The 17,017-nt window shown below is 72.6% G+C and carries 15 protein-coding genes; 7 read left to right on the plus strand and 8 right to left on the minus strand.

The window, feature by feature from the left end:
• Positions 1–336 precede the first annotated feature (336 nt).
• Entirely contained in the window at positions 337–1,998 is a 1,662-nt protein-coding gene (locus ABD385_RS00865) for an amidohydrolase (RefSeq protein WP_344572870.1), read from the minus strand.
• Between the two features lie 61 nt (positions 1,999–2,059).
• A complete protein-coding gene (locus tag ABD385_RS00870; RefSeq protein WP_016575508.1) occupies positions 2,060–2,500 on the minus strand; it encodes an Lrp/AsnC family transcriptional regulator in 441 nt (146 codons plus the stop codon).
• Between the two features lie 213 nt (positions 2,501–2,713).
• On the opposite strand from ABD385_RS00870, the gene ABD385_RS00875 reads away from it, so the two are divergent.
• Complete coding sequence (locus tag ABD385_RS00875; protein ID WP_344572871.1) at positions 2,714–3,139, plus strand: hypothetical protein; 426 nt, start codon at positions 2,714–2,716, stop codon at positions 3,137–3,139.
• Between the two features lie 25 nt (positions 3,140–3,164).
• On the opposite strand, the gene ABD385_RS00880 is transcribed toward ABD385_RS00875, so the two are convergent.
• Complete coding sequence (locus tag ABD385_RS00880) at positions 3,165–4,331, minus strand: phosphotransferase family protein (protein WP_344572872.1); 1,167 nt, start codon at positions 4,329–4,331, stop codon at positions 3,165–3,167.
• A complete protein-coding gene (locus ABD385_RS00885) occupies positions 4,328–5,482 on the minus strand; it encodes an Rv3169 family protein (protein ID WP_344572873.1) in 1,155 nt (384 codons plus the stop codon). The genes ABD385_RS00880 and ABD385_RS00885 overlap by 4 nt, the downstream gene beginning before the upstream one ends.
• A gap of 173 nt (positions 5,483–5,655) precedes the next feature.
• Between ABD385_RS00885 and ABD385_RS00890 the strand changes: the two genes are divergently transcribed.
• Entirely contained in the window at positions 5,656–6,834 is a 1,179-nt protein-coding gene (locus ABD385_RS00890; RefSeq protein ID WP_344572874.1) for a threonine synthase, read from the plus strand.
• 50 nt (positions 6,835–6,884) lie between these two features.
• On the opposite strand, the gene ABD385_RS00895 is transcribed toward ABD385_RS00890, so the two are convergent.
• Positions 6,885–8,057 (minus strand): acyl-CoA dehydrogenase family protein, encoded by a 1,173-nt coding sequence (locus tag ABD385_RS00895; protein WP_344572875.1) that lies wholly within the window; start codon positions 8,055–8,057, stop codon positions 6,885–6,887.
• A gap of 364 nt (positions 8,058–8,421) precedes the next feature.
• On the opposite strand from ABD385_RS00895, the gene ABD385_RS00900 reads away from it, so the two are divergent.
• On the plus strand, positions 8,422–9,693 hold the full coding sequence (locus ABD385_RS00900; RefSeq protein WP_344572876.1) for a glycoside hydrolase family 18 protein: 1,272 nt from the start codon (positions 8,422–8,424) through the stop codon (positions 9,691–9,693).
• A 122-nt stretch (positions 9,694–9,815) separates the two neighbouring features.
• On the opposite strand, the gene ABD385_RS00905 is transcribed toward ABD385_RS00900, so the two are convergent.
• Positions 9,816–10,472 carry a TetR/AcrR family transcriptional regulator gene (locus ABD385_RS00905; RefSeq protein WP_344572877.1) on the minus strand — a complete coding sequence of 219 codons (657 nt, stop codon included), beginning with the start codon at positions 10,470–10,472 and terminating at the stop codon, positions 9,816–9,818.
• Positions 10,473–10,616: 144 nt separating this feature from the next.
• Here ABD385_RS00905 and ABD385_RS00910 point away from each other — a divergent pair, with 144 nt between their 5' ends.
• The 4 genes from ABD385_RS00910 to exaC all read left to right on the plus strand — a co-directional run bounded on the left by ABD385_RS00910 (position 10,617) and on the right by exaC (position 15,309).
• On the plus strand, positions 10,617–11,231 hold the full coding sequence (locus tag ABD385_RS00910) for a DUF6230 family protein (protein WP_344572878.1): 615 nt from the start codon (positions 10,617–10,619) through the stop codon (positions 11,229–11,231).
• Positions 11,222–12,271: a DUF6114 domain-containing protein gene (locus ABD385_RS00915; protein WP_344572879.1), complete on the plus strand. Its 1,050-nt coding sequence runs from the start codon at positions 11,222–11,224 to the stop codon at positions 12,269–12,271. Before ABD385_RS00910 ends, ABD385_RS00915 begins: the two co-directional genes overlap by 10 nt.
• An 89-nt stretch (positions 12,272–12,360) precedes the next feature.
• Positions 12,361–13,650, plus strand: coding sequence for a GAF domain-containing protein (locus ABD385_RS00920; protein ID WP_344572880.1), 1,290 nt, complete (start codon positions 12,361–12,363; stop codon positions 13,648–13,650).
• A 135-nt stretch (positions 13,651–13,785) separates the two neighbouring features.
• A complete protein-coding gene (gene exaC, locus ABD385_RS00925) occupies positions 13,786–15,309 on the plus strand; it encodes an acetaldehyde dehydrogenase ExaC (RefSeq protein WP_344572881.1) in 1,524 nt (507 codons plus the stop codon).
• Positions 15,310–15,465: 156 nt separating this feature from the next.
• Here the strand turns inward: exaC and ABD385_RS00930 are convergent, their stop codons facing one another.
• Entirely contained in the window at positions 15,466–15,870 is a 405-nt protein-coding gene (locus ABD385_RS00930) for a hypothetical protein (protein WP_344572882.1), read from the minus strand.
• Positions 15,871–15,990: 120 nt separating this feature from the next.
• Entirely contained in the window at positions 15,991–16,755 is a 765-nt protein-coding gene (locus ABD385_RS00935) for an alpha/beta fold hydrolase (RefSeq protein ID WP_344572883.1), read from the minus strand.
• Between the last annotated feature and the right edge of the window lie 262 nt (positions 16,756–17,017).

Genomic DNA, 17,017 nt, shown 5'->3' on the forward strand with positions numbered 1-17,017 from the left:
GTCGACCGAGAGCCGTTGTCTACTGAGCGCCGGGCCCCACCCGGGTCGCACCTGCCGACCGACCTCGCCATCGCCCTGGCGCTGGACCTGGCTCCCAGTGGCGGTGTGCCGGATGGCTCGCCGCCCCATGGCCCAGCTGCGTTCGACGGCTGCGCGGAGGTCTCCCGGTCGGACGTCCTGTGGTGGACTCGGCCGAACCTACCGGCCGACCGGCGCCTGCTGTCAACAGTCGCTCCGTCTCCGGCGTTTTCGCGTCGTCCCAGGTCAGTGCCGAGCCTTCCCAGGTAGGGCGGGCAGCTTCGGGCACCGTGTCCGGCGCCACCGGCATGTGCGATGTCACTCGATCGGCCGGTCGAAGACCGGCCGACCGGCGACGACGGTGCGCAGGCAGCGCGGGAGGTCGTTGCCGGGCGTGAGGTCGGGCAGGCCCGGGGTGCCGGAGCGGGGGTCGGTGGACCAGCGCTCGACGCGCTCGTCGGGCGCCTGGACGACGAGGTCCCCGGTCCGCCAGAGCGCGTAGTCGGCGGGCGCACCGGGCACCAGGACACCGGCGTCGTCGCGGCCGATGGCGCGCCAGCCGCCGCGGGTGTGGGCGGTGAACGCGGCGCGGGCGGAGATGCCGTGCGCGCGGGTGCGGTGGAAGACGGCGGCGCGCACCGTGCCCCAGGGGTCGAGCGGGGTGACCGGACTGTCGGAGCCGAGGGCCAGCGGCACGCCGGCCTTGAGCAGGGCCGCGAAGGGGTTCAGGCCAGCGGCCCGTTCGGCACCGAGGCGGGCGGCGTACATCCCGTCGGGGCCGCCCCAGGCCGCGTCGAAGGCGGGCTGCACCGAGGCGGTCAGGGCGAGTTCGGCGAAGGCGGCGACGGTGGCGTCGGTGAGCATCTCGGCGTGCTCGACGCGGTGCCGGGCGGCCCGGACGCGGGCCAGGCCGACCCGGTCGGCGGCGGCCCGGACGCCGTCGGTGACGGCGGTCAGGGCGGCGTCGCCGATGGCGTGGAAGCCGGCCTGGATCCCGGCCTCGGTGCAGGCCGCGACGTGCGCGGCGACGGCGTCGCGGTCGAGGTGGGCGGTGCCGGTGTGGGGCGTGCCGGGGCAGCCGGGCGGGGCGTCGGCGTACGGGGCGTGCAGGTGGGCGGTGTGCGAGCCGAGCGAACCGTCGGCGAAGAGGTCGCCGGCGGCACCGTGCGCACCGAGCTCCCGGATCCGGTCGGCTTCCTTTGCGGATGCGATGAGTTCGGCCCAGTAGCCGATGACGCGCGGGCCGGTGCCCTCGGCGGCCCGGGCGAGGAGCGCGGTGAAGTCGTCCTCGCTGGAGATCTCCGGGCCGGCGCACTCGTGGACCGTGCCGATGCCGAGCGAGGCGGCCCGGTCCAGCGCGGCGGCCTGCGCCTCGGCGCGCTGGGCGGGGGTGACGGTGGCGTACGCGGCGGCCCGGACGGCGTGGTGGGCGTCGCCGGTGAGCGGCGCCTCGGGGTGGTAGCCGGACCGGTCGCGGATGCCCGGGACCAGGTCGAGCAGGGCGGTGCTGACGACCGCTGAGTGCACGTCGACGCGGGTGAGGTACAGGGGGCGGCCGCCGGCGACGGCGTCGAGTTCGGTGCGGGACGGCGGGCGGCCCTCGGGCCAGGCGCTGGCGTCCCAGCCGTGGCCGAGCAGGACGCCGCCGGCCGGGCGGCCGGCGGCGTGGGCGCGGATCCGGTCCAGCGCGTCGGCCAGGGTGGCGGTGCCACAGAGGTCCAGGCCGGTGAGGGCGAGTCCGGTGGCCGTGGTGTGCACGTGTGCGTCCGTGAACGCCGGAGTGACCAGCGCGCCGTCGAGGTGGACGACCTCGTCGACGCCGTCGGCGAAGGAGTCGGCGGCGCCCTCCTCGCCGACCCAGGCGATCCGGTCGCCCTCGACGACCATCGCGGTCGCGAACGGGTCGGCGGGGCTGTGCACCTCACCGCCCCGTAGGAGAACGGTGCGGGAGGGGTGCTGCTCGGAGTTGCGCTCGCTCATACCGGACAGTTTCGCCCCTGGCCGGAGGTGCCCGGCGTCCGGGGGTCGCCTCCCGGCCGGGTCAGATCCGCGGCGGACGGGCCTCGTAGGGGGTGGAGAGCACCACCGTGGTGCGGGTCGAGACGCCGGCCAGGCTGCGGATGCGGGTGAGCAGGTGCTCCAGCTCCAGTGGGGCGGCGACCCGGACCTTGAGGATGTAGTTCTCGTCGCCGGCGACGCTGTGGCACGCCTCCAGCTCGGGGACCTCGGCGAGCCGGTCGGCGATGTCGTCGGGGGCGCTGGGGTCGAAGGGTTTGACCGAGATGAAGGCGGTGAGCGGTAGGCCCACGGCTTCGGGGTCGACGATGGCGGCGTAGCCGCGGATCACCCCGCGCTGTTCGAGGCGGCGCACCCGTTGGTGCACCGCCGAGGTGGACAGGCCGGTGGCCTTGCCCAGGTCGGTGTAGCTCATCCGCCCGTCCTTGACGAGCAGATCCACGATTTGTCGGTCCAACTCCTCCACCCGCTCAACCTACTGTGCGCGGGCGCGTGTGCGCAGCGCGCGCCGGATCGTGGACGCCCATGCACCGGGCTGTGTGAGGAACGCCACACCGGTGACGCGGGGTCCGCGGGGTGCCGGCGATTATGCGCCCGGCATGTAGGGCATTGCTGCTGATGGCCGAGACCGCCGGTCACACGAACGTACTCAGCGGTCCCAGTGGCCCACCCGAGGGGGATGGACATCATGCGACGCCTGAAGCAGGAATCCGCCGCAGCCCAGGTCGACGCCCAGGAGGGCGACAGTTTCGGGTTCCCGGTCGAGGAGGTGGCGGACGACCCCTTCGACACCTACGAGATCTACCGCGTGAGCTGCCCGGACTGCGGGCAGCCGATCGCCCTGCTGGCGGACGAGGACACGCTTCCGGAGCACGCGCTGTGCCCCTCGCCGTGGAACCCGTTCGCGCTGACGGTGTGCCAGGGTTCGGGTCGACCGGCGGCCGACGCCCCGGACACCGACGACATGATGGACGCCCAGGAGCAGGACGCGGCCATCCTGTTGACGCTGCCCGAGGGCCTGGACTGGCGCCGTCAGCCGTTCTCCCACCCCGGCGGCCCCGGTGAGCGGGCGGCCCGGGTGCCGCGCTCGCGCCGCCGGAGCTGAGGGTGCCGCAGCCGGCCGCCGCGGTTCACCAGTAGCGGCCGGCGAGCATCGCCTCCAGGGTGTCCCGGTGCAGGATCAGCCCGTCGGGGTCGGCCGGGACCGGCACCTCACCGAAGTGGACCTGGCGGTAGGCCACCCTGAGCATCACGATGGCGTGCCGCAGGGCCGCGTAGAGGGTGTGGAACTCCATGGCGCGCGGCCGGTGGCCGGTCAGTGCGGCGTAGCGGTCCTCGACGCGGTCGCGGCGCAGGAGGTCCGGCAGTCCGTGCTGCCCGCCGGACCGGGTGAGGTCCTGGAAGAAGCGGTGGAGGTAGATCATCCACCCCAGGTCGAGTTCGCGGGGGCCGAGGGCCGCCATCTCCCAGTCCAGGATCGCGGCCGGTGCGAAACCGTCGTAGACGATGTTGCCGATCCGCGCGTCGCCCCAGGTCAGTACCGTCTCTCCGGGATCGTCGGGCCAGTGGTCGGCGAGCCAGGCGAAGCCGCGCTCGATGAGCGGGGAGCGCGGGAGACCGTCAATGACCCATGTGTAGTAGGCGTGTTGGGCGTCGACGTGGCGTCGTAGCGGGTCACCGGTGCCGGGTGTGGCGAGGAACTCCGCGCAGTCCAGCGGTACTTGGTCGTGCAGGCGGGCGAGGACGGAGACGCTCGCCGCCTCCAGCCGCTCGCGTTCGGCGTCGCTCGCGTCGTGCAGCCAACTCCCCTCGTAGGTGTAGGGCATGACGTCGGGCGGCACCCGGCCGGCGGCGCGGGCCATGACGAAGAAGGGCGCGCCGAGGTGCGCGGGGTCCTCCTCCAACCAGAAGGCGCGGGGCACCGGGAGGTCGGTGCGGTCGGCGACCAGGCGCATGGTGCGGTACTGCCGGGGCATGTCGTAGCGCGGAAAGATCGTGTACGCGGCGGGGTCGGCGGCGAGCCGGAGGGCGCAGGAGGTGGGGACGCCGCCCGGCGCGGGTTCCAGGGACGGCGCGGCCGGGTGGTCGAGGTCGAAGAGCAGGGTCTCGCTGGACATGCCGTTGGAGGCGGGCACGGTGGCCCCGGTGGCGCGGGCGCCGGGCAGGCGGGTGGCGAGCCAGGCGGAGAGCCGCCGGGTGAGCTCCTCGGGGTCGCGGGTGGTGGTCCGGGGGCGCGGGTCGGCGGGCGCGTCCGGGGCGCGGCCCGGGCCCGGTGCGGCGTCGGGGGCGGGTCTCATCGGGCCGCCTCCCCGGGACGGTGGGCACGGTCCGGGGCGACGGAGTCGTAGCCGGTGAAGCCGCTGGGGTCGTGGCGGCCGAAGCTGCCGTGTTCGAAGATGCCGTAGCCGGTGCGGCCGTCGAGGGTGAAGCGGGCGGCGTGGTCGGTGACGCCGTACGCGGCGCGGGGGTGGGCGGTGGGGTCGGTGAGGTCGTAGACGCGGCGGTCGGTCCAGCCGCGGCCCTGCCAGGTGCCGTGCTGCCAGTCGTCGGCGGGCGGGTAGCCGGCGCCGAGGGCGAGCGGCGAGGAGGTGAGGACCTCGGCGGTGAGTTCGAGGGGCTTGCGGCCGGGGTCGGTGAGGTGGAGGACGGCGCGTTCGGGGTGGCGGGTGCCGGGGCGGTAGCTGATGTCGGCGTGCGGCCAGCCCAGTTGCCGGTCGGGGACGCCGTCGCGGACCAGCAGCGCCTCGTTGAGGGTGCGGTGGCCGTCGGCGTCCTCCTGGACGATGACCATGACGAACCGGTCGTCGAAGCGGACCGGGCACCAGATCCAGTGGAACCCCTCGGTCGGCGCCTCGGCGGCGGCCCGGCCGCCGTCCTCGCCGGGTATCGGGCGCACGCCCCAGCTGCGGTCCCGGGTGCCGGTCCACTCCCCCGCGGTGACGGTGAGCTGCTCGCCGGCGGCGCGGAGGGTGCCGGTGCAGGTGCCGGCCTGGACGAAGCGGCGGCCCTCCAGGATCAGTCGGCCGCCGCGGTGCTGGGTGTGGTGCGGTTCCCAGGTGGCGGGGAAGGCGGCGGTCCAGGTCAGGTCGTAGGAGAGGCCGTCCGGGTCGGCGGGGTCGGGGTCGCAGGTGAGGCGGATGCGGCGCAGGGGTTCCTCGACGGTGAGGGTGAGCGGGCCGACGGTGAGCGCCAGGCGGTCGTCGGTGAGCGCGTCGGAGGCCCGGACGGCGTGCAGCCGGTCGCCGAGGCGGAGGGTGGCGTAGGCGTCGATGACGCCGGTGTTGGGGTAGACGCCGAGGCCGGCGATGAGCAGGGCACGGCCGGTGTGGTCCAGGACGTGGAAGATGCAGCGGTCGTAGGCGTTGCGGTCGCTGGTCGCCACCTGCCGCATGGAGAGCGGGGCTTGGTGGATCGGGTATTCGTCGAGCGGGATCGGGCGGTCGGACACGGTCCCTCCTGGGCGCGGTCGCACGGGGATCACCGGGAAACGAGAAAATGACGGTACGTCAGATGTGGGCAGGCGGCCACACCGTCGGGGAATGTAGGTGGCACGAAGGGATAGCGCCTGTTACGGTCGCGCTCGTTCACCGTGGCCCGGACCCGACCCCAGGAGCGACGACGATGCCCCCTGCCCCCCTCCGATGCCCGCGCTGCGGACGCGCAGCGGACGGCTTCACCGGCTGTGCGTCCTGCGCCCGCGACGGCGTCGGCGTCAACACCCCGCCCCCGCTGGCGGATCTGAGCGGCCTGGACCTCGCGGCGTATCCGGGCGGACCGTGGGGCTGGCCCACCGCGCTACCGGTGCCGGGCCCGCCGGTCACCCTCGGCGAGGGGAACACCCCCGTCGTCCGGCTGCGCACCACTGCCGCGACGGTCGCCCCACCCCCCGCCCAAGGCGGCGGGTTGTGGCTGAAATACGAGGGCGCCAATCCGACCGGGTCGCACAAGGACCGGGCGATGTCGGTGGGGGTGGCGGCGGCACTGGCGGCCGGCGCGGACACCGTGGTCGCGGCGTCCTCGGGCAATGCGGGAGCGGCGGCCGCGGCCTACGCGGCCCGCGCCGGGCTGCGCTGCGTGGTGTTCACCACCGATGCGGTGCCGCCCCAACTTCAGGCGCAGATAGACGCGTTCGGCGCCGAGCGGAGGGTGCGAGGGGGTGGCACGGCGGAGCGCAACGCGGCGATGGCCGAGGCCGTCGCGCTGCACGGGTGGTACCCGCTGACCAGCTTCTCGACGCCGTCGCCGGGCGGGAATCCGTACGCCAACGAGGGCTACAAGTCGGTCGCCCACGAGCTGGCGCGGGACTTCGCGGGGCGGCGGATCGACACGGTGGTGGTTCCCACCAGTCGGGCGGACCTGCTGGCCGGAATCGCCCGTGGTTTCCGGGAGTTGAGGGAGGCCGGACTCATCGCCGAGGTGCCCCGGCTGGTGGCCGCCGAGCCCGCTGCGGCGGCACCGTTCACCGCCGCGCTGCGCGCGTCGGACCGGGCCGAGCAGGAGCGGACGCGGGTGGACTCGGGCCCGACGGTGGCGTTTTCGCTGGGCGAGCAACGGCCCTGCTGGCAAGGGCTGGACGCCCTGTGGCGCACCGGCGGCACCGCGGTGGCGGTGGACGATGAGGTGACCATGGCCGAATGTCGATGGTTGGCCGCGGAGGGGCTGCTGCTGGAACCGTCGTCCGCGGTCGCGGTGGCGGTGGCCCGCACCCTGGCGACCGGGCCGGACGCGGTGGTGGTGGCGATCGGCACGGCCACCGGCATGAAGGCGCTCGGGACGGCCTCCGGGCGGGACGGCGGCTGAGCCCGCCGGGCCGGCGGGGCGGGGCGCCGGCCCGGCCCCGCCCCGGTGGCTCAGTGCGACTCGGGCCCCGCCAGATGCCGGGCGATCACCATCCGCTGGATCTGGTTGGTGCCCTCGACGATCTGCAACACCTTGGCCTCGCGCATGTAGCGCTCTGCCGGGAAGTCGACGGTGTAGCCGTAGCCGCCGAGCAGTTGGACCGCGTCGGTGGTGACCCGCATCGCGGCGTCCGTGCAGAAGAGCTTGGCCATCGCCGCCTCCTTGGAGAACGGCAGGCCGGCGTCGCGCAGCCGGGCGGCGCTGAGGTACAGCGCCCGGCCCGCTTCGACCTGGGTCGCCATGTCCGCGAGCATGAACCGCAGACCCTGGAAGTCCGCGATCGGGCGGCCGAATTGGCGGCGTCCCGCGGTGTAGGCGAGGGCCTCGTCGAGCGCCGCCTGGGCGACGCCGATGGCGCACGCGGCGATGCCCAGGCGGCCGGAGTCCAGCGCCGAGAGCGCGATGGCGAAGCCCTGGCCCTCGTCGCCGATGCGGCGGGAGTCCGGCACCCGGACCCCATCGAAGTGCAGCTGCGCGGTCGGCGAGCCCTTCATGCCCATCTTGCGCTCGGGCTTGGCGGCGCTGAGGCCCTCGGCGTCGCCGGGCACGAGGAAGGCGGTGATGCCGTGGGCGCCGCTGCCGCCGGTACGGGCCAGCACGGTGTAGAAGTCGGCCACCCCGCCGTGGGTGGTCCACGCCTTGGTGCCCTCCAGGACCCACGTGTCGCCGCTGCGGGTGGCGCGGGTGGTCAGGGAGGCGGCGTCGGAGCCGGCGGCGGGCTCGGACAGGCAGTACGCACCGAGCAGGCCGCCGCCGAGCATGGCCGGCAGGTGCGCGGCGCGCTGCTCCTTGCTGCCGAACCCGGCGAGGGCGTGACAGGCCAGGGTGTGCACGCTGACGCCGAGGCCGACGGTGAGCCGGGCGGCCGCGAGCTCCTCCAGGACCTGGAGGTACACCTCGTAGGGCTGCTCGCCGCCGCCGAACTCCTCGGCGTACGGCAGGGAGAGCAGGCCGGAGGTGGAGAGCAGGGCGAACAGGGGGCGGGGGAAGCGGCCGGCTTCCTCCTCTTCGGCGGCGGACGGCCGGATCTCGCGCTCGGCGAGCTCGCGCACCAGGGCCATCAGGTCGCGGGCCTCCTCGGTGGGCAGCCTGCGGTCCACCGGCGGGGGAACGTAGTCGGTCATGGCGGCGCTCTCCTCCCTTTCGGGCGCTGCGGCGACGCGCGCGGGGGTAGGCGGCGGCGCCGGATTCCGTCGTGCCTCGCCGATGATCGCGTTCCGGGTCGCGGAAGACGATGACCTGCGGCTGTGGCGCTAGGAGTATGCCCGATCGGCGGCCTGACGTCACTGGTTGATCATCGATTTCCCGGTGGATGCGCATCGTTTCGGGCACCGTGCGGCAGCACCGGGATATTGGTCCGAACCATTGACTCACTGGTCTAGTCCTTCTACGTTCTCCTCCAACGTTCCGCGCGTTCATGCCAATTCGGCAGGCATGCGAGCCGGAACGCCGCCATGCTCCACCCTCGCCCCCCTCCGAGGAGACGACATGCTCAGACCGCACCGGATGCGAGCGCCGCGGAAGCTGATCGCCACCGCGACCGCCTTGTGTACCGCGGCCCTGGCCGGCACCCTCTTCGCCGGCTCCGCCTCCGCCCACCCGTCGCCCGCCGCCGCCACCCACCCGGTCACCGCGGCCCAGACCACCGCGGCCGGCAACAAGGTCGTCGGGTACTTCACCAACTGGGGGATCTACGACCGCAATTACCAGGTCAAGAACATCGAGACCTCGGGCTCCGCGGCCAAGCTGACCCACATCAACTACGCGTTCGGCAACGTCCAGGGCGGCAAGTGCGCCATCGGCGACTCCTACGCCGACTACGACAAGGCGTTCACCGCCGACCAGAGCGTCGACGGCAAGGCCGACACCTGGGACGATCCGAACGGCCTGCGCGGCAACTTCAACCAGCTGCGCAAGCTCAAGAAGCTGCACCCCGACCTCAAGGTGTTGTGGTCGTTCGGCGGGTGGACCTGGTCGGGCGGGTTCGGCGAGGCCGCCAAGAACCCGGCGGCGTTCGCCCAGTCCTGCTACGACCTGGTCAAGGACAAGCGCTGGGCGGACGTCTTCGACGGCATCGACATCGACTGGGAGTACCCCAACGCCTGCGGCCTGACCTGCGACACCAGCGGCAAGGACGCGTTCACCAACGTGCTCAAGGCGGTGCGGGACAAGTTCGGCCAGGGCAACCTGGTCACCGCGGCGATCACCGCGGACGCCTCGGACGGCGGCAAGATGGAGGCCGCGGACTACGGCGGCGCGGCACAGTACGTCGACTGGTACAACCCGATGACCTACGACTACTTCGGCGCGTGGGACGCGAAGGGGCCGACCGCCCCGCACTCCCCGCTGACGTCGTACAACGGCATTCCGAAGGCCGGGTTCAACACCACCGACACCATCGCCAAGCTCAAGAAGCTGGGCGTGCCGGCCGACAAGATGCTGCTGGGCATCGGCTTCTACGGACGCGGCTGGTCCGGCGTCACCCAGGACGCCCCGGGCGGCACCGCGACCGGCGCGGCGCCGGGCAAGTACGAGGCGGGCATCGACGACTACAAGGTGATCAAGGGCCGCTGCCCGGCCACCGGCACGGTGGGCGGCACCGCCTACGCCAAGTGCGGTGACCAGTGGTGGAGTTACGACACCCCGCAGACCATCGGCACCAAGATGGCCTACAAGGACGCCCAGGGACTGGCCGGGACGTTCTTCTGGGAGCTGAGCGGGGACACCGCGGACGGTGAGCTGATCAAGGCCATCAAGTAGCCGCGACCACGGCGTCCACGGGGCGGCGCCCCGTTGCAGGACCACCCCGGGAAGCGGGGAGCCCGAGCGGGCGGGAGGCACCGACCTCCCGCCCGCTCGGCCGTGTGCGGCCCCCGCCGGAGTCAGGCCGGTGGTCGGGGCGGCGCCGGGCAGTCCGGCTCGTACTCCTCGATCAGCCGGAGGGTGTCCCCGAGCCCCCGGACGAGCAGCGCCACCACGGTCTCGCGCGGGAGTTCCTGCTCCTCGATCCAGTCCAGGGTGACGCCCTCGACGCTGGAGAGCCACCCGGTCAGCGCCGTGCGGGCGAGCGGCGGGATCTCCGCGCGGTCCCAGGCGCCCCGCGCGATGGTGCCGAGCAGCCGGGCGCGCACCCGGGCCCGGATGGCCAGCACCTCGGCGTCGAAGCCGACGCCGCCGGTGACGATCGTGCGGTAGGCGGCCTGGTGGTGCTGGGCGTAGCGCAGATAGCCGTCGACGGTGTGCCGGACGCGGTCGACGGGCGGCAGGTCATAGGTGCTGCCGGCGCGCTCGACGAGGTCCGCCACCGCGTCCTCGATGATCGCCAGGTAGTAGCCGCGCTTGTTGGTGAAGTAGTAGTAGATCAGGCCCTTGGCGACCCCGGCTTGGCGCGCGATGTCGTCCATCGACAGCGCGTCGTACGAGGTGTCGGCGAACAGCTTCTTCCCGGTGGCTATCAGTTCGGCACGGCGTGCCTGGTAACGCGCGGTGCCGCGGGGGCTCCGCGAGGCCGCGTGTCCGCACTGTTGACTCTTATTCAAAATCCGCCCTAGTCTCCAACTGCCAAGAGTTTTGCGCAGTATGACAGAACGTCACCTGCGCATTCGGACCTGCGGCGGGCCCCCGCAGACAGCTCCATGAAGCACTTCCCTCGCGCATTCGACCGCTGCCCCGGGGAGGACGCAGTGAGCACACCGAACGGCAGGGCGCCCGAAGGGCGAACCTCCTGGAAGAAGACCGCGGCGGTGGCGGTGCCCGCCGTCCTCGCCGTGGGCGCGCTGGCCACCGCGATGGCCCACGGCGCACTGGCCGCCTCCTTCGCGGTGTCCGGGACCAATTTCCAAGTCGCGTCGGGCAAGCTGACCAGCGAAGGGCTCGCCTCGTACGTGCACACCGACCGCGACGCCGACGACCACGGCCACCCGGTCGCCCTCCTGGGCATCGGCCAGGCGAACCTCACCGACATCTGCCAGGCGGCACGGGTCAAGACCCCGGTCGGCACGGTGGTGTTCAAGCTGACCGCGGGTGGTCCGGCCGGTGCGGTGCGCGCCGACAGCCTCGTCATCGACGGGGAGGACCTGGTCGGTGACGCCCGCTTCGGCACCGCCCAGATCGGTCGGGACGCCGGCACGCTCGACGCGGTGCCCGGCGTCAAGGGACCGAGCGGGAAGTTCGGGCTCCAGGCCGGCAACATCGAGGTGGCCGGCGTCAAGTCGCACGCCTGGTCCGCCACCGGGGGCAACTTCAGGCTCAAAGGACTCCGGGTGAGCGTCAGCCTGGACGGCACGGCGTGTTTCTGAGGGCGCGCCGGGCGCGGTGGGGGGCCCGGCTGGAGCGGACGCTGCCCTGGCCACAGCGGCGGGCGGCGTTCCGGCGGTGGCGCCGGACCCGGCCGTTCTGGGCCGGCGCGCTGCTCCTGCTGGGCGGCGTCGAACTGGCGCTGGTGCCGCTCTCCCCACTGACCGTCCTGGTCAGCCTGGGACTGGGCGGACTGGCCGCGCTCGGCATCGGACTGGCACTGGTGGTGGCCGGCGTGTTCCTGTGGTGCACGCCGGCCGCGCACCACTACGTGAGCATCAATGCGCTGATCCTGTCGGTGCTCTCGTTCGCCGCGACCAACCTCGGCGGGTTCCTGGTGGGGATGGGACTGGGGATCGCGGGCAGTGCGCTGGGGTTCGGATGGACGCCGGTGCGGGACGGACCGGACGCGGCGGCGCGCCCGCCCGCCGCCGCACCGCCGGACGCCGGTCCCGAGGCTGCCGGGCCGGGCGCCACGGGCCCGGCGGACCGGACGCCCGCGCGCCGCCGCGGCACCGGCAGCAAGGCACTGGCCGTCGGCCTGCCGCTGGCCCTGCTCACCGCGGTCGGCGGCCCGACACCACGGGCCGCCGCGACCGGGACCCCGGCACCCCCGGCCCCGCCGACCGTGACCACCACGCGGTTCGCCCCCCAGGGCTTCACCCTGGCCGGCGTCACCACCGTCCCCACCGCCACCGGACCGCTCAAGGTGATGGTGCTGCACATGAAGGCCGCCTCGCTGACCGACTACCGCCTCACCACCCACGACCGACAGGGACCCCAACTTGGCCTGAACGCCGACGCGTTGGACCTCAAGGGAGCGGTGACCCTCTACCTCACCAAGTTCAGCGGCTGCATCGAGGGGGTGCTCTGCCTCACCTTCACCCCCGACACGCTCCCCGTGCCGCCCGTCGTCCCGCCCTTCGTCTACATGACGAGAGTGAAGGCCGAACAGGCACTGGTGACGTCGGACCTGATCGTGGCGGACGGCCTGCGGCTCCGGGCGGACGCCGACTCCGCAGGCACCACCGGCGGCGGCTGAGCCGATCCGTTCCGATGCGGGGTTTACGGCCCCGGCCGGCACGAGCACCATCGGCGTACGGGGCCGGAACCGCATCGAAGAGGTGACGCGTGGTCAACCCTTGGCTGGCGATGGAAGCGGGCGCCGATCCCGGCGAACGCCTCCGCACGGTACGCCGGGCACACGAGGCGTTCCTGGCCGACGGGACGGTGGCGCCGCCGGTCCGGCAGGTGGTCGCCGACTCCTGGCGCCGCTCGGCACGGGCGTGCGCCGCACCGGACGGCGAGGTCCCCGTCGAACTCGACGAGGCCGCGCTGCACCCCTACCGTGCGGCCCATCCACTGGCCCGCGCCATGCCGGTCTTCCGGGAACTGCTCGGCACCATCGCCCAGGACGGGGCGCACCTGCTGGCGGTCTGCGATCCGCACGGACGGCTGTTGTGGGTGGAGGGGCACTCCGGAGTGCTGCGCCGCGCCGAACAGATGAACTTCGTGGCCGGTGCGCGGTGGGACGAGCGCCACGCCGGCACCAACGCACCGGGCACCGCGCTCGCCGCCGACCACGCCGTCCAGATCTTCGCCACCGAGCACTACAACCGCCGGGTGCAGCCCTGGACGTGCGCCGCCGCACCGCTGCACGACCTGCGGACCGGGCGGCTGCTCGGCGCCGTGGACATCACCGGCGGCGACCACCTGGCCAGTCCGCACAGCCTCGCCCTGGTCCAAGCCACCGCGCGCGCCGCCGAGGCGCACCTCGCCGCGCAGGAACGGAGTTCGGGCACGTTCCTGACGGCCCTCGGCCGCGACGAGGCGCTGCTGGTGCGCGACGGCGAGCGGCTGCGACTGGGCCGCCGGCACAGCGAGATCATGGTGCTCCTCGCCCACCATCCGGCGGGCCTGACCGGCGATCAGCTCGGCGTGCTCCTCTACGGCGAACGGGAGATGCGTCCGGTCACCCTGCGGGCCGAACTGTGCCGGCTGCGCCACCTGGTGGGACCACTGCTGCACTCCCGCCCCTACCGCCTGGGCGCCCCCGTCGAGACCGATCTGCACACCACCGAACGACATGTGACGGTCCATCACCTCACTGCGGCGCTCGACGCCTACCGCGGTCCGCTGCTCCCCTGCTCCGAGGCACCGGGCATCCGCCGGCTGCGCACCGCGCTGGAGGACCGGCTGCGCCGGGCCCTGCTCGCCGCCGCCGACCCGGACCAGTTGCGCTCCTGGTCGCTCACGCCCTGGGGCGAGCACGACCTGGAGGTCCGAGAAGCGCTGGTGGCCGCCCTCCCCGAGCGTTCCGCGGTCCGCCCCGCCTGCGTCGCGGCCGCCGGACGGCTGCGTTCCGAATACGGTCTGGCGCCCGCGCGCCCGGCGGATTCCGGGCCCCCGACAGCCCGGTGACACGGCCCGGCCACCGGCCCCGCGCCACCGCTCCCCCGCGCAACGTCGGCGCAACGTCCGCGGCCCTACCCTCCCCCCACCGCCCGCCGCACGGAGCGTCGGGTCGCGCCGCGCGATCGATTGGGAGGCCGCCCCATGGCACGTTATGCGAACCCCGGTTCCGCAGATGCCGTGATGAGCTATCAGTCCCGCTACGACCACTGGATCGGCGGTGAGTTCGTCGCGCCCGCCGAGGGCCGGTACTTCGAGAACCCGACGCCGGTCAACGGCCGGTCGTTCACCGAGGTCGCCCGCGGCACGGCCGAGGACGTCGAGCGGGCCCTGGACGCGGCGCACGCGGCTGCCCCCGCCTGGGCCCGCACCTCCGCCGCCGAGCGGGCCGGCGTGCTCAACAAGATCGCCGACCGGATGGAACAGCACCTGGAGGAACTGGCGGTCGCCGAGAGCTGGGAGAACGGCAAGCCGGTGCGCGAGACGCTGGCCGCCGACATCCCCCTGGCCATCGACCACTTCCGCTACTTCGCGGGCGCGGTCCGCGCCCAGGAAGGCACCCTCTCGGAGATCGACGAGGACACCGTCGCCTACCACTTCCACGAGCCGCTGGGGGTGGTCGGGCAGATCATCCCCTGGAACTTCCCGATCCTGATGGCGACCTGGAAGCTGGCGCCGGCCCTGGCCGCCGGCAACACCGTGGTCCTCAAGCCCGCCGAACAGACCCCCGCCTCCATCCACTTCCTGATGAGCCTGATCGCCGACCTGCTGCCGCCGGGCGTGGTCAACATCGTCAACGGCTTCGGCGTCGAAGCGGGCAAGCCCCTGGCGTCCAACCCCCGGGTCGCCAAGATCGCCTTCACCGGCGAGACCACCACCGGCCGGCTGATCATGCAGTACGCCTCCGAGCACCTGCGCCCGGTGACCCTGGAGTTGGGCGGCAAGAGCCCCAACATCTTCTTCGACGACGTCTCGCGCACGGCCGACGACTTCCACGACAAGGCCCTCGAAGGCTTCACGATGTTCGCCCTCAACCAGGGCGAGGTGTGCACCTGCCCGTCCCGTGCGCTGATCCAACGCGGCCACTACGCGGACTTCCTGGGCGCCGGCGTGTCCCGCACCGAGGAGATCGTCCAGGGCCACCCGCTGGACACCGACACCATGGTCGGCGCCCAGGCGTCCAACGACCAACTGGAGAAGATCCTCTCCTACTTCGACATCGGCCAGAAGGAAGGCGCCAAGATCCTCACCGGCGGCACCCGGGCCGAACTCGGCGGCGAACTGGAGGGCGGCTACTACGTCCGCCCGACCATCTTCGAGGGCAACAACGACATGCGGATCTTCCAGGAGGAGATCTTCGGCCCGGTCGTCGCCGTCGCCCCGTTCACCGACTTCAACGAGGCGATCGCCCTCGCCAACGACACCCTCTACGGCCTCGGCGCCGGCGTCTGGACCCGCGACGGCTCCACCGCCTACCGCGCGGGCCGCGCCATCCAGGCCGGCCGGGTGTGGACCAACTGCTACCACGCCTACCCCGCCCACGCCGCCTTCGGCGGCTACAAACAGTCCGGCATCGGCCGCGAAACCCACAAGATGATGCTGGACCACTACCAACAGACCAAGAACCTGCTCGTGAGCTACTCGCCTAAGAAGCTGGGGTTCTTCTAGACAGGGACCGAAAGACGGCACGCTCCAGCGGTTTCGCCGGAAGGTTCCCGTGTATCCACCGGAACGTGCGCGCAGCCCCACCCAGGGGAGATTCCATCGGGTGGGGCTGCGCATTCATGACCGTGTGGGGGTCGGGCTCAGCGGGCCACGAGATCCCTACCGATCGGATCTGGCATAGAGATCGCGATCGCGCCACTCGTCAGAGAAGGCATCGAGCATCACGCCATACAGTCGAACGTCACTGACATCGACACCGGGCGCAGCAATCTTATCCCGGATCGCCCTCTCGACCACTGGCCACCGCAACTCGTGCATGGTGTAAGACACGACTTCGATGACGCCTTCCTCAATTGGGTCGAGCAGGGACACAAGCTCGGACTCGAACCGTGGCCGCAGCTCGGGATTTCGTTGCAGGAGCACGAGAGCGCGCTCCAGATTTCGCTCCAGATCCTGGACACCGTAAGTCGCCTCGGCAGTATCCAAGACATCTCGGATTGCGCCCTGAAACTCCTCGACGGGATCAGTAATCGAAGTTCCCCCAGGTCGCTCGATAATTTCCATCAGCACTGAGTCCATTTCTGTTGAACACATCGGTGGGACATCGAACATCGACGGGGTGTTCAGGCACTTCTCGCTCTCGAGTCCGGGCCGTCCTGTACGAACGGACGGCCGCCGGTCGGATCAAGCCCGTACCTCCACCACGGTGCCGAGGTGGCGGGCAAAGAAGCGGACCGCGCTGTCGGCCTCGAATCGGGGTAGTTCCTTGTGTTTGCCCGCGTTCACGTGCAGGGACTTCTCCGGCGAGGCGAACGCGTCGAACAGTGCGAGCCCGTCGTGGCGCGCGAGGTGCTCGTCGTCCCACTGCAGGTCGAACTCGATCGGGATGGTGATCCGCTTCGCGTGCTCGGCCAGGGCGTGGGGCCAGTGCTGGCCGAAGACCGCGGCCGTGATCCGGGGCTCCGCCGCCACGAACGGGACGCCGATCGCGGTGCCCATGTTCAGGCCCCAGTAGCCGACCGGCCCGGCCGTGCCGATTTCCGGCAGTTGCTGGAGTGCGTCCAGCAGCGCGTGGTGCTCGGGCACCGCCTGCTCCGCCAGGTGGGCGTTGTAGCGGACGACGATCGGGCCTTCCGGCTCGCCGGCCGCGCGCGCCGCGAACAGCGCGGCGATCTCCCGCTCGTCGTGTTCCGTACGCGGCCGGTCGCCGTGACCGGGGGCGTCGAGGACGGCGACGTGGAAGCCGCAGGCGTCCACCAGGCGCTCGGCCCGCCCCGACATGGCCGGGTGCTTCTTGTGGTTGCCGCCACCGTGCCCCATCAGGACCAGGGGCGCCCGGTCCGCAGCGGATACGGGGGACCAGAGGACGCCGGGGACGCCGCCCACGGTGAAGTCGCGTGCCAGCATGCCGTCGACGGACGACTGGGCGGTGAAGTGCAGGGATTTCATGGGGTGTTGCCTTTCGGGAGTGCCTGGTTGTCGAGGCGCTCCCGGCGACGCTTATGCAGATCGCCCGACCGTGACGACGAGGGGGAGCACCCAGCTGAAGACCGCCTTCATGGGTCTCACCTCCTCGGACTGGTTCACGGCAGCCGGAAGCTATCAGGACGGTCATCAGGCCGGCCAGCCCTTTTCGCCCGGTGGTCGACGCGTCCCCGCACCGGCCGCCCACCGCCCACCGCCCACCGCCGGCTTCCCGGCGGTGGACGGG

Source organism: Streptomyces lunalinharesii, assembly GCF_039532155.1.
Lineage (GTDB): Bacteria > Actinomycetota > Actinomycetes > Streptomycetales > Streptomycetaceae > Streptomyces > Streptomyces lunalinharesii.